The organism is Flammeovirga pacifica (genome assembly GCF_000807855.2).
Lineage (GTDB): Bacteria > Bacteroidota > Bacteroidia > Cytophagales > Flammeovirgaceae > Flammeovirga > Flammeovirga pacifica.
In genome coordinates, this window is sequence record NZ_JRYR02000002.1 from 992,700 (window position 1) to 1,015,941 (window position 23,242).

Genomic DNA, 23,242 nt, shown 5'->3' on the forward strand with positions numbered 1-23,242 from the left:
AGTTGATTTATTTAAGGTGCAAAAGTAAAGTTTATTCCCCTTATTAATTGTCTTACTTCATCTGAAAAATGATAATTAATCTCAATATTCAGAACTTTAAGACAAGATATGGTTAGACGGTGCATCAAAACGTAGATTACTATCATTCTGATCACACCATCTATATAGTCACACATTATTGATAGTTACAAATTCAAGCCAGTTCCTTGCAAACTGTAATCTTTATCCCAAAATACTTTCCATGGATCTTGTGTATTTTGTTGGAATTGCTTCATTTTTTCCTTCATCATAGAAAGCACCTCTTCGTGTTCTTTACTGTCTGCTAAATTGTGAATCTCGTCAGGATCTTTATCAAGATCATACAATTCAAATTCTGCATGATGCAAATAATCTTGAACAGTTCTTTTGCCAAAGTATTTTGCATTAGATCTATATACTTGTTGCCAAGTAGAAGACACCCAAAGGTCTGAGGCAAAAGGATATTCTAATCCAGAAGCAATATTAAAAATCAGTTTGTAATTTTTATGTCTTACCACACGCATAGGGTAATACATTGTTATTTCGTGGAATGTATGAGAAGCATAGATTTCGTCTCTTGCTGTCGTATCCTCACCACTCAACACGCCTTTAAAAGAATGGCCATGAAAATTATTTGGTTGATAGTTTATCCCTGCCCAATCTAAAATGGTAGGAGTTAAATCTACCCAAGAAATGAAGTCATTTTTGACTTTAGTTTGTCCTTTAAGTAATGGATTTTTGATAATACAAGGTAGATTCATTCCTGGTTCGTACAAGGTTGTCTTTGCTCCAGGGAAAGCAATTCCATTATCAGAAATATAAATTACAATTGTATTATCTAGTTTTCCAGATGCTTTTAAATGTTCCATTAATTGACCAAAACCCGTATCAATTCTAGAAACACTTTGATAATATTGTACTAGCTCTTCTCTAGACTCTTTCGTATCTGGTAAAAAACTAGGTACTAAAACTTCGTCAGTAGTGTATGTAATTTCCTTTACTCCTTTATAACCAGTTTTGCTATTTCCAAAACTATTCGGATCATCCCAATTAGGTCCTGTAGATTCTCCTCTATGTGGATCACCAGTACAGAAATATAAAAAGAAAGGATTTTCACTATTAAATACTTCCTTTACGTTATTCGCCATTTCTACCGTATTCCTTTGGTTTCCGGGTAAAACGTCTTGAAAGTGAAAAACCTTCTCCGGTGCCAAATGATATTTACCAATTCTAGCGGTATAATATCCATTCTGCTCTAAGATTAAAGGAAGAGAATTAACAGTATCATAGGTACTAAAATGATGGTAATCGTGCGTATGACCATATGAACCTGTAGCATGTCCAAATTTACCCGTAAGAATAACAGATCTTGAAGCTGCACAACTTGCACTTGTACAAAATGCATTATTAAATATCGTTCCGTCTTCGGCTAATTGATCTAAATTAGGTGTTTGTATCACAGGGTTTCCATAACACCCTAAGGCATCTTTACCATGATCATCTGTGACAAATAAAATGATATTAGGTCGTTCATCACCCTGTTCTTTTTGTACTGTACTTTTAGATGATTGACAAGAAATCAATACAAAAAAAGACAACATTACAAAAGGAAAAATATTAAGTCCGCTTAGCTTATTTAAAAAGTTCATTTCGGTTATCATACTGATTATTTAGTAGTGAAATATTGTATGGCAATTTGTCGAATCGTCTAATTCCAAATGTGCCTATCAATATTTTTTGTGTATGTATAAATTTAGTTGTCTGATTATCAATAACAACCATAGATACATTTTCTACTAACACTACTATTGAACCCTTCTTGACTTTCTCTTTCTTAATAATTTAAATTATCTTAATTATCGAAATAAAAACACTGAATTTTAGATCATTTAATGAGTGATTTTGTGTCATTTTATGCCATTGGACTACTAAGCACAAGAATGTAACCATTACAGACATTCTTTAAATTTTGATCCACTTAATTTACAATAGGTCTTTAAGATAAGGTAAAAACGATATGCGTTACAGAAGACTAATTACGTTGCGAATTCAAATGTTATAAATGATGAAAAGAATTAGAACAAATATTTTAGCACTGTTACTTGGGGCATTAGCCATAAGTTGTGCTAGCTCTTCTAAAAGTACAACAAAAGCAAATAAAGGAAGTAAACCTAATATTATTTACATTCTTGCAGATGACTTAGGCTATGGTGATTTAAGTAGCTATGGTCAACAAAAATTTACGACTCCTAACATTGACGCACTAGCTGAAGGTGGTATTAAATTTACACAACACTATTGCGGATCTGCAGTATGTGCTCCTTCAAGATCTACGTTAATGACAGGCCAACATACAGGACACACTCCTATTCGTGGTAACAAAGAATTAAAAGGTCAAGAAGGACAAACTCCACTTCCTAAAAATGCTTATACTGTAGCTGAAGTAATGAAAGATGCTGGTTATACTACAGGAGCTTTTGGTAAATGGGGATTGGGATTTATTGGTAGTGAAGGTGATGCTATTAATCAAGGTTTCGATACTTTTTATGGTTACAATTGTCAGCGTGTAGCACACAGATATTACCCAGAATATTTATGGGATAATGATCAAAAAGACTTTTTACCTGGCAACGATTGGACAAATAAAGTGACTTATGCTCCAGATGTGATTCAAGAAAAAACTTTAGAGTTTATTGAAGATAATAAAAATAAGCCTTTCTTTGTTTATGTTCCATTTACATTACCTCATGCTGAGTTAATTGCTCCTGCGGATTCCGTAATCAATAAATTTAAAGGTAAATACCCTGAGACTCCACATGATGAGACAAAAAGGTATACTTCTGATTATGGTCCGAATATCAAAAAAGAAATGTATTGCCCTCAAGAAACTCCACATGCTGCTTTTGCTTCTATGATTTATACATTAGACATTTATGTTGGACAAATTGTAGATAAAGTAGAGGAACTTGGTATCGCAGATAATACTATCATTATGTTTGCGTCGGATAATGGACCCCATGAAGAAGGTGGTGCTGACCCTGCATTTTTCAATAGTGGTGGAAATTTAAGAGGTGTAAAAAGAGATCTATATGAAGGTGGTGTAAGAACTCCTTTTATCGTAAAATGGCCAAACAAAATTAAAGCAGGAGAAACTTCTACACATATTTCTGCATTCTGGGATGTACTTCCAACTTTAGCGGATATTGTAGGTATTGAAGTGAGTGCGCCAACAGATGGTATTTCTTTTCTTCCTACTTTGATGGGTCAGGAACAAAAAGAATCTCACCCTTATATGTATTGGGAACTTCCTGTTAGAGGAGGTCGTCAGGCAGTACGATTAAACCAATGGAAAGGTGTTAAATACAACATCACTAAGCCAAACGCAAGATTAGAACTTTATAATTTAGAAAATGACCCTGAGGAAACTGAAGACGTAAGTGCACAGTACCCTGAAGTGGTTAAAGAAATTGAGAAGATTATGGTAGATGCGAGAGTAGACAACCCTACTTTCCCACTTTTCTCTTCTTCTAAAAAAAGAAGCTAATTCATTACATTCTTATTTACATTAGGCTGTTTTATTTAAAAGTAGAACAGCCTTTTTAATAAAAAATATCGCTATGAAACTACTAAACACTATTTCCCTATTTTTCTTCTTTGTGATCACAGCTTTCTGTCAAGAAGAGCAAATGTATATTGTTTTACTTGGTGGACAATCCAACATGGTTGGAAGAGGACAATTTGATGAATTATCGCCCTCCGATATAGTAAGAGTAGATAATGCTGCTCAAAAAATTTCTATCATTTCTAATGGTCGAAAAGAATTACCATTGTCTTATCAATCCGCTACTAAAAGACAAATTAATTTTGGACCTGAATTATTTTTTGGAGTAACACTTCATGAAAAATATCCTAATAAGAAATTCCTTTTTATAAAAGAAGGAATGGGTGGCACATCACTTTTAGGGGCTTGGAACCCGAATTGGACACAAGAAATGGCTATTTTATCAGAAAAAGATGAAAAACGTCAGACGACCAAATTATATGAAAAGCACTGCAACGTTATTCAGTCCGCGTTAGCGAAATACCCTAATGCAAAAATTGTCGGAATGTTATGGATGCAGGGAGAAAGAGATACACGTACAGAAGTAGCTGCTACCACCTATAAATCCAATTTAAAACAATTGATTTACGCTTATAGAAATGATTTTAAGATAAAAAATATGCCTTTTATTTTTGGGCAAGTCAACTGCCCTCCTAGAGGCAAATATTTGGAAGGAGTAAACATTGTTAGAGATCAGATGATGAGTACGGAACAACAGATGAAAAACGTATTTATGATTCCTACTTCTATGGAAGATTCTTGGCATGATTACCCTAAAAAACCTGACAATGTACATTATTCTACTGAAGGCCAAAAGAGACTTGGTAATGCATTTGGTAAGACTTTTTTAGCAATACAATCCATCCAAAATATAGAAAAAGTAAAATAGACTGATAAGATATTACGTCTATTCTTCTTTGTATTTTCATTATCATATATTTAATGTTTTAATCAGTGACAAAATAGTTTCATAGATATAAAGTCTTAAACAAAAGAACTCAATACTATGAAATTATTTTTATCAACAGTTTTTCTCATTGTTTTTATGACTTTAGGCGTTCAAGTTATCATTGCACAAAATGACCTTCCAGTAGAAAGACTAAGTGGAGAAATTGGTGATGAAAAATTTGAAAACAAAAAAGTTATTATAGAAGGCAATACATTCACCGTAAATGGAAAACTTGAGTTGAAAAACTGTCAAGTCACTATTAAATCTTCTACAATTGTTGGGGAAGGTGAAATTAAAATTGAGAATAAAGAGGATATTAAAACAGTAAAAATTAAAAAAGAAGATTTTAATGTTCAGAATAAAAAAATAGAAATAAAGAATGCAAATACCATCATCTCATCAGCTACATTAACTACTGATGGAGGAAGTCACTTAAAATTTGAAAACGGTAGTTTAACTTGTAATAATAGCTATTGGGTGTTAGATGGTCATGTTGATTTTCAAGCACATGATAGTGAATTAGAAGATTCTCTTCATGTATATATGGAAAATGTGTCTATACAAGAACTTAGTGATAAGATACATTACAAAAAAAATGTAGGATGGGAATACTCAGGTGGATGTATTGACCCTTTTGAAAAAGAAGACAAGAATATGCCTTCACAAAATAAAGATGATATTAGACCTCCAGGATTTACAGACTGTGATGATGTTGATAATCAATTGCATTATTTTGAAGGAGATGTAAATGCGAATGAACGTACTAGTTTAAAATGGTCGATGTACTCAGAAAATGGTATCGGTTCTTATCAGATATACACTTCCAATAACTTACAAAATTGGGAATTACTAACAGATATAGATGCTATTTCTAGTGATATGGATGAACCTATTGACTATGAATATAATGATAATGTTGATCGTATTGATACCGTCTATTTTCAATTGAGATCTATATCAACATCCCAGCAAATATCTGAACCTACTGCTTTAGATACCATACAAATTTATTACGGTGAAGATGACTTACCAGTGGAAATGATCTATTTCAATACCGAGATTTATGAAGATGGTGTGAGCTTATATTGGGCTACTGCTACCGAAATAAACAGTGATTATTTTGAGGTACAATATTCCTTAAACAATCAAGACTGGGAAGTGCTTGATCAGGTAAATGCTGCAGGTAACAGTCAGACAACCTTAGAGTATCAATATGATGACGTTATCCGTTATGGTAGTATCTATTACCGATTAAAACAGGTCGATTTCGATGGTAAATTCGAGTACTTTACTACTGATAAGGTCATGATTGAAAATGAACAAGATTTAGAGGTAGTGATTTACCCTGTGCCTCAAAATGCTGGCCAAGATATTAAGATTCTTCCCAATAATAATGAGCCCTATGACATCATTGTGTTTAATCAAGTCGGTCAAATGGTCTATCTTGAAGACGATTTACAAAACGAAACAGCGTTAAGAACGGCCTGGGGGAGAGGAATGTTTATCGTTCATATTATTCAAAAAAGTCAGAAAGACATTTTAAAAGTACAGGTGAAATAATTCAAATAGATCACCATATAAAAAGGAACTGTTCTCATTATCAATGATGAGAACAGTTCCTTTTATTTTGATTCAGATATTGAACAGAGAGAATTATTTCCCTTCCTTACAGTTCTTTACAGCATCTTGCTCGTATAAAATATCTTTTGATTGATGAGGATAGCCTACTGATTCCACATTCGTGATTTCAACATTCCAATATCCTTTTGGTGCTCCACCTTTCCCTTTTGCTGTGTTTACTACAGTAACACAAGAAGGAGCTTTGAAGCTCTCACCATCAGGGTTTTTACCGTCAATTAATTTACGTTCTGGACAAGGCATGTATTTAAAGTGCTTCGACTTAACCTGAGCTGTAGTACCGTATGTACTCTTAATGTTGCTTACTTTAGAAGTATTGGCATAAGTACCTGGCTTTAAATTAGCTACTTTTTGTTTTTTAGAAACATAACCTTTACCAATTCTAACTGCAAATCCACAGTTTACAGACTCAACACCATCCATCTCAACATGTCCGTTTTGCATAGAGTGTGGAGAGATCATTAGTGCAGCATTACCATTTTGGCAATAAATATTCTTACCGTGAATATTGTGATTTCCCCCTACTTGAAGATCATTCATTTTCTTCAAACCAGTCTCTAAACGAAGTGTAACACCACCATCACCCCAAATATTTTCATAATAAACATTGGTTGATGCTTGAGATTGGATTAAACCATATCCGTAGTGTGCTTTCTCTATTCTACAATTTTTGATAACACCATTTTCAGGCATCACATACTTACCGTTGTATTTGCAATACCCTAGTGTAATACCGTTAAACTTTGTATTGTCGTCAAGAATATTCATTCCTTCAATCAGGAAATTTTCTGAGTTATTCACTTGGAACATTCTAACATTTTTGTTTTTAGAAACGCTCAAATCAACCGTATACATCCCTTTTTTAGCTCTAACACTTACGTTTTTTGCTCTATGACTTTCATCTCCAAAAGACATGATCATAAAGTTTTTATCGCTTCCTGGGTAAGTAGCATAAATCGTTGCTTTTTCATCAATAACGATATGAACGTTCGATTTTAAAATAATATTTTTGAAATAATATTTACCCTCTGGAATATTTATTACACCACCTTTTTTTATTGCTGTCAAATCATCAATCGCTTTTTGAAGATTCTTACTGTCGTCTTGATCATCTTTATTATTGACTTTATAGTCTTTTACTAAGTTGACCGTTTTCTTAGCTTCTTTGATTTTATCTGTGTAAAAATCACTGGCTTTTTGAGCATAGGATTGTAGCCCTAAAAGACATAATAATAGAATAAAATAATTTTTCATCTCAATAAATTAATTAAACCTCAAATTGTTGATAATCAGACAAACCAATTTATCTATAAAACACAAAATAAATTGATTTGTCATAGAATCACCATTAAATATTTTTGAATTAGATCGCTTTCATTTCGTCCAAGCAGAAACCATTACACTTAAGTGCAGTAATACGAATCGTATTGGCTCCCATACCTAATTGTACTTTCACCTCATATTCTTTCCATTCTTTTTTGTAATTTTTACAAGCGTCTAACGTCAATACTTGTTCTTTTCCGTTGACTGATAAAGTTACCGTATGTTGTTTCACATCGCGTCGTGCAGCAGAGTATCTTAATTTAAGAATGTATTCACCTTCACTACCATCGTTTTCTTGATAGAACTCCACATAACCCCCTTCGTTTTTACCAAAATCGATAAAACCTTTTCCGTTAAAGTTTTCTCCTTCATTAGAAATTGTGACACCATCGAAAGTTGCGTCTTCTGCTTGATCACCCCCTGGATTGGCTGCAGTCATGACTGTTTTCCACTCGAAACCAGCATCGGCTGCAAACTCTTCGTGCATCATTAATAACTCTTTTTGATCTAAAGTAACTAAAGCTTTCACAGTAGTTCCTAATTCGATATCAAAAGCATTTTTATATTCTTTTGATGCTGTTGTTGGTGTAGAACCATCTGTAGTATAATAGATTTTAATATCGCCAGAAGTTGCTTTACCTCTTAACGTAATTTGCTCTACATCTATACTTGCTTTTTGAGAAGTCAGAAGTCTTTTTTCTCCTAAAATAGCACCTACATAAAGATTAATATCACCTGTGGCATCAGTACTTTCAACATACGCTCTTGTTAGACCGTAAAAAGCAATTCTATCTTTGGCCTCATAATGTTTTTCCACATCAATTGGACTACCGTTATCTAAAGCTTTCACTCTAGCAGAACCGATCACTTTATAGAAGCTTCGATTCTCTCCATAAGGATAGAATTCACCTTTGCTATCTGTAGCCGCAATTCTTACTTGAACGATATCTTCATTACTATCAAGCATTCCTTCTCCATCCACAGTTAATTTAAGACGAGAAGGTGCTTCTGCTGTTCTGATTACTTCATTAAGAATCGCTTTTCCGTCTTTATAACCTACCGCTTTCAGTTCACCTTCTTGGTACCCTACTAACCACTCGCATTGCATCTTATCCCATGATTTACCTGGTTTTTGTTTACCAAGTGATGTACCGTTTATGAATAACTCAACTTCATCACAGTTAGAATAAACCCAAACTGGAATTTCCACTCCTTTCTCTAATGTAGGATGTGTCCAATGAGGTAAAATATGAATCATTGGCTTTGTTGTCCATTGCGATTGATACAGATAGAATAGATCCTTCTCGAAGTTGGCCATATCTATAGCTCCACCCATGAATGCTTTGAAGGGCCAACCACCATGTACAAAACCTGCTTCTCCAATATAATCATGACCTGTCCATCTAAATGAACCAGCATAATTAGGAATATCTCTTAGTTGCTCAATATTTTGTCTTGAAGTTAAACGCACCATAGCGTTATCATAACTTGAATTGAAGATTTGTTTAAAGCTATTCTTTTTAGCAGATGTTGTCCAATCGTAAGTAAACACTTCTTCATCGGTTAAATCAGGATATTCGTAGGGTAAATGACGTTTACTAGGATAACCATCTCTATACCAAGTCTTTGTTCTATAATATCCTCTTACTTGCCAAGTATGAGTATTTTCTGTGCCAATAAACACTCTATCTTTTTGTAAGTGATCAAAAAATCCTTTCTTTTCACTATGACCATTTACTCCAAAAACATCCATATGATCAGAACCGGAGTGTCCTGAAGTTACAGGTCTTGTGTTGTCCAATTCGTGACATCTTTCTACTAAAGCTTTCGCTGCTTCTTCACCTCTAGTTTCGTTTCCTACAGAATAAATAATAATTGATGGATGATTTCGATCTCTTTTTATCCAATCTGTTAAATCACGATTCCACCATTCGTTAAAAAAGTGAGCACCGTAATCATTATCTGCCTTCTTATGCCAGCCATCAAAAATTTCATCCATAACAATTAATCCCATCTCATCACACATATCGTAAAACTGAGGTGTTTGTGGGTTATGGGAAGTACGAATTGCATTCACACCCATATCTTTTAATTGTTGTAATCTGAAACGTAAAACTTTATCTGGTACCGCTGCCCCTAAAGCACCTGCATCTTGATGATTACAAACACCTTGAAGTTTAACGTTTTCTCCGTTAATCCAAACACCTGTTTCCGGTAACCATTCTACATCTCTCACTCCAAAATTTGTAGTATATGTTTGATCGACTTTCTTTGCTTCAATCTTTGTTACTGCTTTGTATAAATAAGGTGAAGAAGTAGACCATAAATGAGGATTCTCAATTGTTATATTTTGAGTAATATATTCTTTCCCATTCGCTTTTATTGCCACTTTTGATTTTGCTTTGGCCACTTCAGTACCATTTGCATCAACAATAGAAGTGACTAATTGAGCTTTTTTATCACTATCGAATTTATTTTCTAATTCAGTAGTTACGATCACATTATTCTTTTCTGTTCTTACAAAAATTCCTGATAATGGAACATGAAGTGGTGACTTTAAATCAATCCAAGTATTGGCATAAATACCAGAACCTGTATACCATCTAGCGGCAGGTTGTAAATCATTATCTACCCTTACTGCAAATGTGATTTCATCATTTTCGTTCACCTCCTTAGAAATATCATATCCAAATGTAATCCAACCATAAGGTCTGTCCCCTAGTTTTCTGCCATTGGCCCAAACAGTGCTATTCATAAAAACACCATCGAAAGTAATCTGAACATATTGTCCTTTCCACTCTTTAGGAACTTTTATTGTTTTTCTATACCAACCAATACCAGCTGGCAAGTAACCACACTTGTCTCCCATTGGATGATTCTCGTCGTATTCCCCTTCTATACTCCAATCGTGAGGAAGGTTTAACGCTCTCCAATTTGTATCATTATATTTTACTTTATCAGCTCCAGTTTGATCTTCTAATTTAAATTTCCAATGTTCATTAAAATTGATTCTTTGCTGTGCGATTAGTTGTAGGGATGAAAAAAATATCCCAATTATAAGTAAGTATTTCATATATATTTCATTTTGAATTACTCTACAAAAATGAAAATATATAAGACATTTCATGAACCTCTGTGTATAAATAGTGTATTCACACAGTTAACCCACACATTTTAAATAGGTTACAATCATCAACAACTAACGATTAGCCAAATGTATTTTTACGTACAATTACAATAAATACTTTTCTGAAGACTCTTAAAAATGAAAATGAACCCCTTACATATCTAAAATATCAATAATTTACTTTTTCGATATCAGAAATCTTGCAATTCATCACCCATTTATGCTTCCAATTTTGATAATTTGCTTCAAAAAAATTAGCCTATCAAAATGATATATTCTGAATAAATGAAGTCAATCAACTTTAAGATTAAATCACTCATAAATTTTTAATAATATACATTTCTGGAATTGAATGATGATTTTAAGCAAAAAATTATGGGCAATTATGGGGGGTAATATTGTGATTACTTATTTCTATCATTAGTTATTTTTGGGGAGCGATAAAGGTGATAAATTATATCATTAATACACTTCTATCTTTAAACTCATACTAAATAGTGGAATTAAATCGCGACATTTTTGAATACGTATTGGCTCCTGTGGTTTCTGCCCAGCTATTTTTTACAATACTTTTATACTTTACTATTGTAAGAAAAAGAATTTCTGCAGACTACAAATTATACAATTTATTTCTATCCTCTTTTACTTTGTTTTTAATTGGGAGAATGGCTTGGGTTTATGCCTCAGAAACTAATGCAGTAATTGTTCTTTATGTTAGAATGTTTTTACTTCTTGGAATAGGTATACCCTCACTCCTCATTGCAACAGCAAAACAAAGTGGAATTAGGTCCTCAAAAAGTCTTTATATTTTACCTTACTCTATGGGTGTAATTCTTGCCATTAACTATATCTTATTTTTTGATTATGGAACATTACATTGGTTTGTGAGTGATTCAATTGTAAATATAGATGGTATTAAAAGTGCTCATAAAGTTCAAATTGTTGGAGCCATTATTCAATTGATTCTACCTTGTTCAATTCTTATCATTAAAGAAATTTTAGGCCGAAGACAATTAAAACTGCTACTCTTTCTTGCAGGTGGGGTACTTTTCGGACTTAGTTTAGTTATTGGTATTGGAACAGAGCCACAAAATATCGGATTATACTATATCGCCTCTATACCTGTTGGTGGTATGTGGATTTGGGCCGTTTTCTTAGATATCAACGACATGAAAGGAAAAGTAAGCCTTTTAAAAGAAGAGCTACAATTTATCATAAAATCAGATCAGGGAGTGAAGACTAAAGAAGTCAAATCTCTATTAGAAAACCTGGAAGAAGTCTCTTACGGCGATCTGGAAATTTATAAAATGAGGATACGAGAAATCCTTATGATGTTTACTGATACAACTATTGAAGCTGGAGGTGATAAAGAAGCCTTATTGCAAAGAAATGCTGAACGAACTCATGCAATTTTGGAGAGTGAAGATGCTAAACAAGTAAATGAAATCATTTTTAGTGAAGCACAACAATTATCTGAAATGATAAGTGATAATCCATTACAAAAAAATACTCGTGCGGTAAAAACTGTGGTAGATTATCTTCAAGAACATTATGACGAAGATTTAAGTGTTGACCAAATCGCACTTATCGCTGGTTTAAGTAAAGCACATTTAATGAGAGAGTTCAAAAAAACAGTGGGGCAAACAATATTGCAATTTCAAACCAAGCTAAGAATTGAAGCTGCTCAACAACATCTTTTCGATACTTCTGTAAGTGATACAGCTTATAAAGTGGGGTACAATAATCCTAATTACTTTAGTACGGTTTTTAGAAAAATAACAGGCAAAAGTCCGTTAGAATATCAAGAACAGCTTTCAAATATTGAAAATAAGTCCCCAATATTCAACACATAAAACACTGACAATCAATAATAGCATTTATTTATAGGCGTATTTAGCACAAATTTGAAGATCAATAAAAATATCACAGATTATGTTTAGATAAGAACTAAAAAATCTATCTATATGAAACTACATAATCTAATAATAAGCCTGATCCTATTTTGCAGTTTTTCAACTGCGATGGCACAACACAATACTAAAACAGGGTTCGATTTTATCGTAGCCGAAGACGGTGCTTGGACTTGGTACAACGACGAGCGTGCGGCCTTTAAAAATGGAATATTATATACTTCTTATGTCAAAAGTGATGGTAAAACAGCATTATCCACCACAGATATTTCAACTGGGGCAACTATTGGAAATGAAATAATATTAAGTACTTGGGCCCAAAAAGATGATCATAATAATGCCTCTGTTTTAATGAGAAAAGATGGGAAAGTCATGGCATTTTATAGTAAGCATATTGGTCCCAAAAAGAACTATTTTAGAACGTCTTTAGTTGATGAACCTACTCAACAAAAAGATTGGGGAAAAGAAATAACTCAGATCACCACAAATAATTCAGACCATAAAGGTGCAACCTATAATAACGCTTTTCAGTTAAGTGGAGAAAATGGGAAGATTTATAACTTTATGCGTACCAATAATTTCAACCCTAATGTAAAAACCTATTCGAATACTGGTGAACCTCTGAGAAAAGGTAAAGATTTTATTCTTTTTAAAAATGGAGATGGCAGTGTACGTCCATATGTAAAATATACTTCAAATAATATTGATCGAATTGACTTCTTCTTTACTGATGGTCATCCTCGAAAGGCTGATAACAGTTTATATCATTGCTATTATAAAACAAATGAAGACGGGACACAAGGCAATATTTATCAAACGGATGGCACTTTTATCACAAAATTAGAAAGCATATTTGATGGCAAACCTATTGATGTTTCTTCCGTAAAGAAACTGTATCAATTTGGGTCTGATGGTACTAAAGCAAGAGCTTGGACACATAACATTAATTATGATGCTAAAGGCTACCCGGTAGTAAGTTATTCTAAACAAATTGATATTGATCATATCACTTATCATTATGCAAAATGGGATGGTACAAAATGGAGCAATCATTTAGTCAGTGATGCTGGAAAAGGTTTATACAAAGGAGAAGATGATTATACAGGAATTATCACCATCAATCCCTATAATACAAATCAAGTCTTTATGTCTTCTAATAAAAACCCGATCTCAAACATTGAAGGCGAACGCTATGAAATCTATTCTGGTATTACAAAAGACAATGGTCATACTTGGAAATGGACTGCAATAACAAAAGACTCTAAACAAGATAATTTAAGACCTTATGTTCCTAAAGGTATTACAAAATCTAAAGATCGAGTTGTGCTTTGGTTTCATGGTAGATATACCACTTATATGAATTATAGAGCACGAATTGTTGGAGAATTTATGAATAAAAAATTTAAGGGTGATGCTCCTCAATACGATGAAAAAGTAAACTAATAAGGAATAGAAATTATAAAGATAAAACGATGAAAAAGAAGATATTAATTGGATGGATAGGAACTTTAGTAACCTTACTATTTGTAGCTTACAAAACACCCAAACAACCGATCGCTAAAAAAGAAGAGGTAAAAGACATTATTATAAAAGTAAACGATTATTGGCAAGCAAATCATAAAGCAGAGATACGTTCATTTTGGGATCATGCTGCTTATCATACTGGAAATATAGCCGCGTATAAAGTCACAAAAAAAGAAGCTTATTTTCATTACTCCTTAGCATGGGCAAAACACAATGAATGGAAAGGTGCTAAATCGAATAATAAATCAGAATGGAAATACAAATACGGAGAAACAGATGAGTATGTTCTATTTGGTGATTGGCAAATTTGCTTTCAAACATACATTGATTTGTATCAATTATCTGATGATAAATCTGAGCAAATGATTGCTAGAGCAAAAGAAGTGATGGAGTATGAAATGTCTACCTCTAAAATTGATTATTGGTGGTGGGCAGATGGTCTTTATATGGTAATGCCAGTCATGACAAAATTATATCAACTTACTGGCGATGAACGTTATTTAGATAAACTTTACGAGTATTTTTCGTACTCTAAAGACATCATGTATGACAAGGAAACTGGACTTTTCTTCAGAGATGCTAGATATGTTTTTCCAAAACACACATCTGAAAATGGTAAAAAAGATTTCTGGGCAAGAGGTGACGGTTGGGTATTTGCTGGCTTAGCAAAAGTACTTCAAGACACTCCAAAAAGTTGGAAGAAGAGAGCTTATTTCGAAGACATTTACAAAAAAATGGCCATCACTTTAAAAGAAGCACAACAAAAAGAAGGCTATTGGACACGTAGTATTTTAGATCCTGAACATGCACCAGGACCAGAAACAAGCGGAACAGCATTTTTTACCTATGGTTACTTATGGGGTATTAATAACGGTGTTCTTTCCAAGAAAAAGTATTTACCCGTTATTCAAAATTCTTGGCACTATTTAATCACTACTGCATTAAATGAAAATGGCAAAATTGGTTATGTTCAACCTATCGGAGAACGTGCTATTCCCGGTCAACAAGTAGACGAAAATTCTACAGCCGATTTTGGTGTGGGTGCTTACCTACTTGCTGCTTGTGAAATGTATCAACTAGTTAGCCAACAATAAAATATTTTACTTTCTATGTCTTATTGGAGAAAGTCGATATCAGTATAGAAAGTCTTAGCGTCATCAACACAAAAGTATTGGTATCTCTTCTCTTTGATCAAGTTCCAGAAATAGAAAATGAAAATCTACGATTAAATTGGCCTACAGAAAATAGTAGAAGTACAAAAACATTATTAATTACGAGAAAAGGACGTATAAATACGTCCTTTTCTTGTGCCTATCGTCGACTTTTTGATGGTGTTGCTGGTCGGGCAGCAGGTCTTGTTGTAGGTCGTGTAGAAGGTGCGGGCCTTGTTTGTGGCCTCTGTTGGGGTTTATTGTACGATCTATTGTAAGAATTATTCGACGGTCTTGTTGCTTTCTTTTGTGTATTTGAAGGCATTGTAGAAGGTCGAGTTTGTTTCTTATTATGAGATGGTGTGGTCGTTGTCTTCTTTTGTTTTGTATTACTCTTTTGTGTAGGGTAATTATAAGTAGGTACACTCACCTTATTATTTTTCACGTTAGAGTTCTTTCCAGATTTTTCTGAAGACGTCTTCCAATCGGTTTGCACCTGTTTTCCTGTAGAAGCCTTGCCTGTTCTTTTATCTGATGTAGATGGTTTTGCTTTTTCTTCATAAGTGTTATATGGAGAAGATTTCACCTGTTTATCAGAAGTTGCAGGAGTATTTGGTTTCCCCGCTTTATTCTCTTTCGTATTTTTATCTGCAGTACTTGGTGTACCCGGCTGTACCGATTTATCTTTTCCTTTATGATCTGAAGTCTTAGGTTTCATCGACTTATCTGATGTTTTTGGAGTTGCTGGCTTTGCCGATTTATCCTTTGGTTTCACATCAGAAGTAATAGGTTTCTGTTGAGGTAATTGAGACGCATTACCCACATCTTTATGTCGTTTATCAAAAGACTTATTAGGGTATTGTTTTGCATAATCAGTCTTTCTTATTTCTTTATGCATGTTCACCGCTCTATGACTTTTTCTCACTGTAGTATGTCGATAGGTTGGTCTATGATGAATATTAATATTCACCCTAACATGATTTCTATAATAAGGTACAGGATAAGGTCTCCAAGGTCTATAATAAGGAGGATAATAACCCCAATAAAACGGTGATCTCCAAGGGTTGTAATAAGGTCCCCAAAACCAAACATAAATAGGAGGATGATGTACGTAAATAGGTTCTACAATATAATTTGATCCATACATGTAGACATCTCCTACCACTTGAACTTGTGTTTCTCCTTTTTCATCTTTTTCCACATCGATTACAGCTACATCTTGGTATTTATCTTCCCCAATAACAGCTTGTATTGTAATTACGTGTGTATTTTTCTTTGAAGTATCAACTACCCTAAGGTAATCTACCTCTCCATCGTTATTTAAATCTAAATTAGAAATTTGTTGTTCTGGATCGTTTAATTTTTTTTCAAATTCCTCTAAGTCTTTTGACTCACCAAAAACGGCAGCGACTACTTCTAAATCTAAGTTGGCACTTATATCATCGTCTGTAGCTGTTACGGTAGTCTTATCTTGTGCATTTGTCCAATGGAAAATACTTAAGAAAAATAAAGACAATAGAATTGATTTGGTGTATATGATTCTCATAATGTAATGTCTTTAATGGTAATTTGATAATTGGTTTTTTTAGTCTAATTGATCGCAGTAGAATCTTCTCTTCTGAGAGTTTAGTTTTTAAAATCACGCTGTAGTAAACATGATTATTTAGTTATACGTAGCACTGTTGTTAAATCAATTTAATATTGAAAATTAAAGAGTTAATCTTTTGTAAATGCTTTATTTCTACACTCATTTTGGCATAAAAAATTAATGATTTTTTCCTCTTATTGACCACAAATAAATTGTATACCATTAAACTAAATAAATTTATTCATTCTTTTAGTGACATTTTTAATGATTTGATATTACTATATGATTATTCTTAATGTTTAAGATCAAACATCTATCAAAATGAAAGAAAATTATACTTACTTATTAAAATTCTCAGATTCATAATCCATCAAAAAGTCACTTTGATGAACAATATGAATCGATTGATATAAAAATCAATCAAGAAATTAAAAAAAATGTACGAATCAACATTTGATATGTCAAAAGAAATTTTTAGTAAATAAATTTTGTATACTAAAAATAAATATCAGACTATCAAATAATTAACACCAACCAAAATGTTTAATTACAAACACTTATTATCCATCCTCATGATGGGGACAATATTTTCAAGTTGTCAACAGTCTTCCAATGATACTTCATTAGGAAATACTGATACGCTTCCAAAAATGAAAATGACTACTGACATTCCTGATGGAATTGAAAGTTCAAATGAAATTAAAACAGAAACATTAGGAGAACTATCTTTCTTTGATGGTGTACCTAAACCAGAAACAGCTGAAAAAGTCTATGATTATATAGATTTAGGTCACGCCGTGGATGCTTTTACAAAAGGTATCCAGATTGCTTCTATGGAGGCGATGAAACAAGGTATTCTTGAATATGGCCCAGCCAACCAAACGGTAGTTATTTTTGAAGAATTGATGGATTCAAAATCGTTCTTCCTCACAGCCAATACTACAAATGTCTACATGATGTCTTGGTTAGAATTAGGAGATGAACCCATGGTTATTGAAACTCCTCCTGATGTACTAGGTATTATTGATGATCATTATTTTAAATATGTAGCCGACTTTGGACGTTTAGGTCCTGATAAAGCGAAGGGAGGTAAATTCTTAATCTTACCTCCAGGTTATAAAGGTGATATACCAAAGGGTTATTTTGTAAAACAAGCAAAAACTCACGGACATTGGGTGATTTGGAGAGGTTTCAAAAAAAATGGAGACCCTAAACCAGCGGTTCGAGCTACTAAAGCTAATTATAAAGTATATCCGCTATCACAAAAGAACAAACAACCTAAAATGAACTTTGTGAATGTATCAGGACAAGATATCAATACAATCCATAAAATGGATGAAAGAATTTATGAAGAAATCAATGCTGTCGTTCAATCAGAACCATCTGCAGCAGAAAATCCTGAAATTTTAGGTACACTTGCGGCAATCGGTATTGAAAAAGGGAAAGAATTTAATCCTGACCCAAGAATGCAAGCTATATTAAAAGAGGCGGCTAAATTAGGTAGTGCTATTGTACGTACTCAAATGGCTAAACCTAGAAATGAATATTTATATAAGTTCAAAGGAACGCAATGGTTGAACCCTCTTGCCTATAAAAGCTACCTTTTCGAACATAACGGGGTGCGTTTATTAGATGCAAGAAGTGCTTTCCACTTTTATGCCACTGGTATTACCCCTGCCATGTCGATGAAAATTATTGGAAAAGGTTCTCAATATGCTATTGCTTATTCAGATAAAGATGGGAACACATTTGATGGGAATAAGACATATAAATATCACATTCCTGCTAACCCTCCAATGAAAGACTTCTGGTCTTTTACAATTTATGATAACCAAACTCGATCAATGTTACAAACAGATCAACAATTCCCAGGTATAGACAACAACAAAAAGGGATTGATACAAAACAAAGATGGTAGTTGGGATATATACATTGGGCCTAAAGCCCCTAAAGGAATGGAAAACAACTGGATTCAGACAGTTCCAGGTAAAGGGTGGAATACAATCTTTAGATTGTATGGTCCATTAGAACCTTGGTTTGATGGTGAATGGTATCCATCGGATGCCGTAGAGGTTAAAGTGTAAATTATTGTTTTAATTTAAAAAAAGGGTGTATTTTATACATCCTTTTTTTTGTAATGACTAAAACCAAAAATAGTGAATACGCCTACATTATTTATGTATGACATATTTATTTACTATTTCTTTTTTTGTCTAATGCTCTTGTCGCCTCCATCATCAGTAATGAATCAAAGGATATACCTTTATTTAAAGCTTTGTTTTTCATTTCAAATAACCTTTTATCATCAGACTTAATTCTATTAACTATATCTTCAATCTCTAACTCTTTTGTCACTTGACAAATAAAAATTGTATCAATAGGCATTTTGGATAAAGACCAAGAAGGTTTATCTCTAAATGAATTGTACATGCTCGCAAAGTTTTTACCTGAAAAAAAAGTGAAAAATGTTGGTGTTTCTGTTATAAACTGGATAGTATCTAATTGGATATCTTTACTTAATTTTTGAGAACTCACATCTTTAGGAATAATAATTATTTCACCTTCTCTAATATTAAATTCCTCTTCTTCAGAGTAAATTATCATACCTGTTTTTTTTGAATACCATTGCCAACCCCAATGACCTATTGACCAAACCTTCTGATTTTTAAAACTTAAATTTTGACTGTTCTTCCGATAAAAATCGGCGTATAACCAATCAGAAATCCCCAATAATAATCCTACTATGATGGTAGTGATGACCATTATAGTATTTATAATAGTCGGTGTTCTTTCCAAGAACGTATGACCAAATAACAGAATAAATGGTATTAATAAAAGTACGTGTCGAGTAGCATTAAATGGAGCAAATAAAACTATAAATGCAGATACTCCGATGATATAGAGGGCTAAAGAAAAAAAAGGTGAACGCAAAAAATTCTCTCTTTGAGAGATTAAAGAATGTATAACTTGATAACAAATTAAAAGAGTTAAAAGAGTTCCATTAATAATAAATATGTAGTTCAATAAAGAATTAAACCTAGCTTCTTTAATGATATCAAAGTATACTAACGGAATTAATAATAAAAAAAATGCACTACTACTAATAATAAGAAGAGAAGTTATTTTACTGGGAATCAAATTGTATATATAGACGACCGTAATAATTGTAACTGCTCCTAGGGTAGCCATAAAAGCTAATATATTATTTTGGTTTAATCCTGATATAGAAGTAGTTCGAAAAAATAAATGGATAAAATTAAATTCAAATAAATTCCAAATAGACCAAATCAACAATACTACCAAAGGTACAACTACCACCACACTTTTTTTGAACTTACCTGTTGCTAGAATAGTAATGAGTATTACTAAAAGCAAAGGCAGTAAGGTATATTTTATAAGTAAACCAATAGAAAGTATTATTGAAGAAAGCAGGTAATATTTAAAACTATCTCTATTCTGACCTTTTAAAAGGCAATACATGACAACAAGAGATATAGCTAATATTGGAACATCTGTCATCAGATTTTGATTGACAATAAAAGCAGGGCAAAAGGCAAAAATCGTGAGTAATAAAAAGGGTGACCTAACTTTTAAAAAGTTAGATAACTTGGAAAAAAATAACAGTGCTATGAATGTAAAAATGGAGAAAAATAAGTGAAGGAAAATTTCACTATCTCCAAATATGGTTAGTGATAAGGATACGAAATAAAAAAATAATGGAGGCTGATTAAATTCATAAATTGCCTCTTTTTGGTCACCCCAATTTATTAAACCTGACATTGGTTTTAAAGGATTGTTGCGTATCCATTCAGCAGCTTCTAAATGAAATGTATCATCAATATGAAATGCCTTATTTATATTTATACTAGTCAATATAAACCATAGAAAAAACACATAGACAATTAACGGAGGTAACTTATTATATAATTTCATTTTTGCTTAACCTGTATACAAAACGAAGTTAATGAATTACTCATCTACATAAGAACTTTTTGATTTATAATATATATTTTCGTAACTCATTCACTGATAATACTCATCACTATGAAAAAACAAATCATCCAAAACGTTTTTGAATTCTGGACTCTCGTCGGACAGCAATCCAATCTATTTTCTGATATGAAAACATTTAAAATGGTATGGCATAAAGCATCGGATTGGCCTAATAGAGTTTTTGATATTGATGTAGAGAACCTAGATCAACTGCCTTCATTAAAAAATGGTAGTATTCCTGAAGGTGTCACATTAGATGGTGAACTTGATATTCACCTTGATAAGGATCGTTTTGAATATGCTTTTAATCAGATCAATATGTCGGTTAAATTAGCTACAACAAAACTTTCTGATGAAGACGATGAAAACATCATTTTAGTAAAAAATAAAAAAGATGCTGAGTCTTTTGCAAAAACAGCCTCTGCCTCCTTTAAATATAATGTCTCTTCTGAAGTTATATTTAATATGACTTTGTCTGAAAATATTCGAGCATTCATTTATAAAGAAAATGAATTAATATTAGGTTGTGGTATTTTATTCTTTGATAGTCTTAATAATGCCGGTTTTCACATGATCGGTACCATCGATGAAGCAAGAGGTAAAGGAATTGGTAAAAAAATGACGCTAAAACTTCTTTTGGAAGCCAAAAAAGAAAATAAAAATCTAGCAGTTCTTCATGCGTCTCAGTTGGGATTACCAATTTATAAAAAATATGGTTTTGAAGAATTTGGTGAAATCAAAACGTATAGAATATTGAATTAAAACACTGTATTCAATACAATTCACACCATCTAATTATGATAAATAAAAGAATGGAAGCATATAATGTTATGCTTCCATTCTTTTTATCTAACCAACAATACTAAGATTCCTTCTGTTTATAATTTTTGATTGAATCTAATTTTGATTGTAGCTCTTTTACTAATTCTGGATGATCTTTGGCGACATTAACTCTTTCTTGTAAATCTGTACTCAGATCATATAATTGAGGTTGACGCGACATACCTCCTTCAATTTGTTTTACTTTATCCATAAAATTAGGAATTCGCTTCCCTTTAGGAATAGGTTGAATGTACTTCCAATCCCCTTTTCTTAATGCTAAAGTAAAACCTTCTTCGAGCATAAGATCACGCCCTTTATCAGACGTACCTACCAATTCTTGAAGCATGTTTTTAGAATCTGGAGCAACCTCCTTAGGCAATTCAACTCCAAGCAAATGAGCAAAAGAAGCGAAGAAATCTATATGAGAAAACGTGGCATCATTTACTTGTCCTCCTTTGATTTTATTCGGCCAATAAGTGATCATAGGAACTCTAGTACCACCTTCAAAAGAAGAGTATTTACCTCCACTAAAAGGACCATTAGGTTTATGATCGCCTAATAGTTCGATGGCATGATCATCATAACCATCTGTTAAGACACCTCCATTATCTGACGTGAATATGACTAACGTATTCTGATCAAGCCCTAATTCTTTAAGTGTTTTCATGACCAAACCTGTTGTATAATCCAATTGAAGAATCACATCTCCTCTTACACCCATTTCAGATTTACCTTTAAATTGATCTGAAGGTAATCTTGGAACATGAATATCGTGGAAAGCGAAATACAAAAAGAAAGGATTGTCTTTATTCTTTTTGATAAAATCAGATGCTTTTCCTGCTAATTTCTCTGGAAAATCCTCATCGGTCCAAACTGCTTTCTCTCCCCCTTTCATGTATCCAATTCTAGAAATACCATTGATGATAGTATTCCCATGTTGTTTATCAGCTCCCTGTCTTAAAAGCTCAGGATGTTCATTGCCAGTAGGTCTATCAGAAATATTCTTTTTATAACTTACCGTAATCGGGTCCTTAGGATCTAAATTGACTACATGATGATTTTCTAAATATACAGAGGGCACTCTATCTCCTGTAGAGGGTAATAAAAATGAATAATCAAACCCAATTTCTAAAGGACCTGGTTTTACAGCTTTATTCCAATCAACATTTCCATTTCCTAATCCTAAATGCCATTTCCCAACAACACCGGTAGTATAACCTTTTTCCTTCAACATATCAGGAAGTGTTTTTTTATTTGGATCGATTAGTAAAGGTGCATCACCTGGAAGAATTTGAGCTTGTTTTCTAAAAGCGTATTCTCCGGTTAGCATAGAATACCTAGATGGTGTACACGTTGCATGAGGTGAATGTACATCCGTAAAAAGTATTCCCTCATTAGCTAATTTGTCGATTTCTGGTGTTTTTGCTCCTTTTAAACCATTGACACCAATATCTCCATAACCTAAATCGTCTACATAAAAAATAATGATGTTGGGTTTCCCCTCCTGATTGACCGCTTGTTTTTGATCGGTTGAAGTCATCTGACAAGACATCAAACCTACCATTGCGGTACTAATAAGTAATTTTTTCATTTATTTA

At 33.0% G+C, this 23,242-nt stretch carries 14 protein-coding genes; 8 read left to right on the plus strand and 6 right to left on the minus strand.

The annotated features are described in order from the left end of the window. Positions 1-185 precede the first annotated feature (185 nt). Positions 186-1,667 carry a sulfatase family protein gene (locus tag NH26_RS22895; RefSeq protein WP_242427366.1) on the minus strand — a complete coding sequence of 494 codons (1,482 nt, stop codon included), beginning with the start codon at positions 1,665-1,667 and terminating at the stop codon, positions 186-188. Positions 1,668-2,083: 416 nt separating this feature from the next. On the opposite strand from NH26_RS22895, the gene NH26_RS22900 reads away from it, so the two are divergent. The 3 genes from NH26_RS22900 (at position 2,084) to NH26_RS22910 (ending at position 6,128) form a co-directional block, all read left to right on the plus strand. Next, a complete protein-coding gene (locus tag NH26_RS22900) occupies positions 2,084-3,562 on the plus strand; it encodes an arylsulfatase (RefSeq protein ID WP_044229674.1) in 1,479 nt (492 codons plus the stop codon). Between the two features lie 73 nt (positions 3,563-3,635). After that, entirely contained in the window at positions 3,636-4,508 is an 873-nt protein-coding gene (locus NH26_RS22905; RefSeq protein ID WP_044229659.1) for a sialate O-acetylesterase, read from the plus strand. A gap of 117 nt (positions 4,509-4,625) precedes the next feature. Then, a complete protein-coding gene (locus NH26_RS22910) occupies positions 4,626-6,128 on the plus strand; it encodes a T9SS type A sorting domain-containing protein (protein WP_084812342.1) in 1,503 nt (500 codons plus the stop codon). 93 nt (positions 6,129-6,221) lie between these two features. On the opposite strand, the gene NH26_RS22915 is transcribed toward NH26_RS22910, so the two are convergent. Together NH26_RS22915 and NH26_RS22920 are read right to left on the minus strand one after the other, a co-directional pair. Beyond that, the gene (locus NH26_RS22915) at positions 6,222-7,460 is read right to left on the minus strand and encodes a glycoside hydrolase family protein (RefSeq protein ID WP_052432317.1); all 1,239 of its coding nucleotides are present in this window, start codon (positions 7,458-7,460) and stop codon (positions 6,222-6,224) included. A gap of 109 nt (positions 7,461-7,569) precedes the next feature. Beyond that, positions 7,570-10,602 (minus strand): glycoside hydrolase family 2 TIM barrel-domain containing protein, encoded by a 3,033-nt coding sequence (locus NH26_RS22920; protein ID WP_071397274.1) that lies wholly within the window; start codon positions 10,600-10,602, stop codon positions 7,570-7,572. Between the two features lie 551 nt (positions 10,603-11,153). Between NH26_RS22920 and NH26_RS22925 the strand changes: the two genes are divergently transcribed. The 3 genes from NH26_RS22925 (at position 11,154) to NH26_RS22935 (ending at position 15,184) form a co-directional block, all read left to right on the plus strand. Further along, entirely contained in the window at positions 11,154-12,509 is a 1,356-nt protein-coding gene (locus NH26_RS22925; RefSeq protein WP_052432234.1) for an AraC family transcriptional regulator, read from the plus strand. A 168-nt stretch (positions 12,510-12,677) separates the two neighbouring features. Next, complete coding sequence (locus tag NH26_RS22930; RefSeq protein WP_044227604.1) at positions 12,678-14,009, plus strand: BNR-4 repeat-containing protein; 1,332 nt, start codon at positions 12,678-12,680, stop codon at positions 14,007-14,009. Positions 14,010-14,038: 29 nt separating this feature from the next. After that, positions 14,039-15,184, plus strand: coding sequence for a glycoside hydrolase family 88/105 protein (locus NH26_RS22935; protein ID WP_044227606.1), 1,146 nt, complete (start codon positions 14,039-14,041; stop codon positions 15,182-15,184). A 217-nt stretch (positions 15,185-15,401) separates the two neighbouring features. Here the strand turns inward: NH26_RS22935 and NH26_RS22940 are convergent, their stop codons facing one another. Beyond that, on the minus strand, positions 15,402-16,787 hold the full coding sequence (locus tag NH26_RS22940) for a hypothetical protein (RefSeq protein WP_052432235.1): 1,386 nt from the start codon (positions 16,785-16,787) through the stop codon (positions 15,402-15,404). Between the two features lie 581 nt (positions 16,788-17,368). On the opposite strand from NH26_RS22940, the gene NH26_RS22945 reads away from it, so the two are divergent. Continuing rightward, a complete protein-coding gene (locus tag NH26_RS22945) occupies positions 17,369-18,913 on the plus strand; it encodes a DUF1254 domain-containing protein (protein ID WP_199880288.1) in 1,545 nt (514 codons plus the stop codon). Between the two features lie 106 nt (positions 18,914-19,019). Here the strand turns inward: NH26_RS22945 and NH26_RS22950 are convergent, their stop codons facing one another. Continuing rightward, a complete protein-coding gene (locus NH26_RS22950; protein ID WP_044227608.1) occupies positions 19,020-20,762 on the minus strand; it encodes an ArnT family glycosyltransferase in 1,743 nt (580 codons plus the stop codon). Between the two features lie 111 nt (positions 20,763-20,873). Between NH26_RS22950 and NH26_RS22955 the strand changes: the two genes are divergently transcribed. Further along, positions 20,874-21,584: a GNAT family N-acetyltransferase gene (locus NH26_RS22955; protein WP_052432236.1), complete on the plus strand. Its 711-nt coding sequence runs from the start codon at positions 20,874-20,876 to the stop codon at positions 21,582-21,584. 100 nt (positions 21,585-21,684) lie between these two features. Here NH26_RS22955 and NH26_RS22960 read toward each other — a convergent pair whose 3' ends face one another. Then, positions 21,685-23,235 (minus strand): sulfatase family protein, encoded by a 1,551-nt coding sequence (locus NH26_RS22960; protein WP_044227610.1) that lies wholly within the window; start codon positions 23,233-23,235, stop codon positions 21,685-21,687. Positions 23,236-23,242 lie beyond the last annotated feature (7 nt).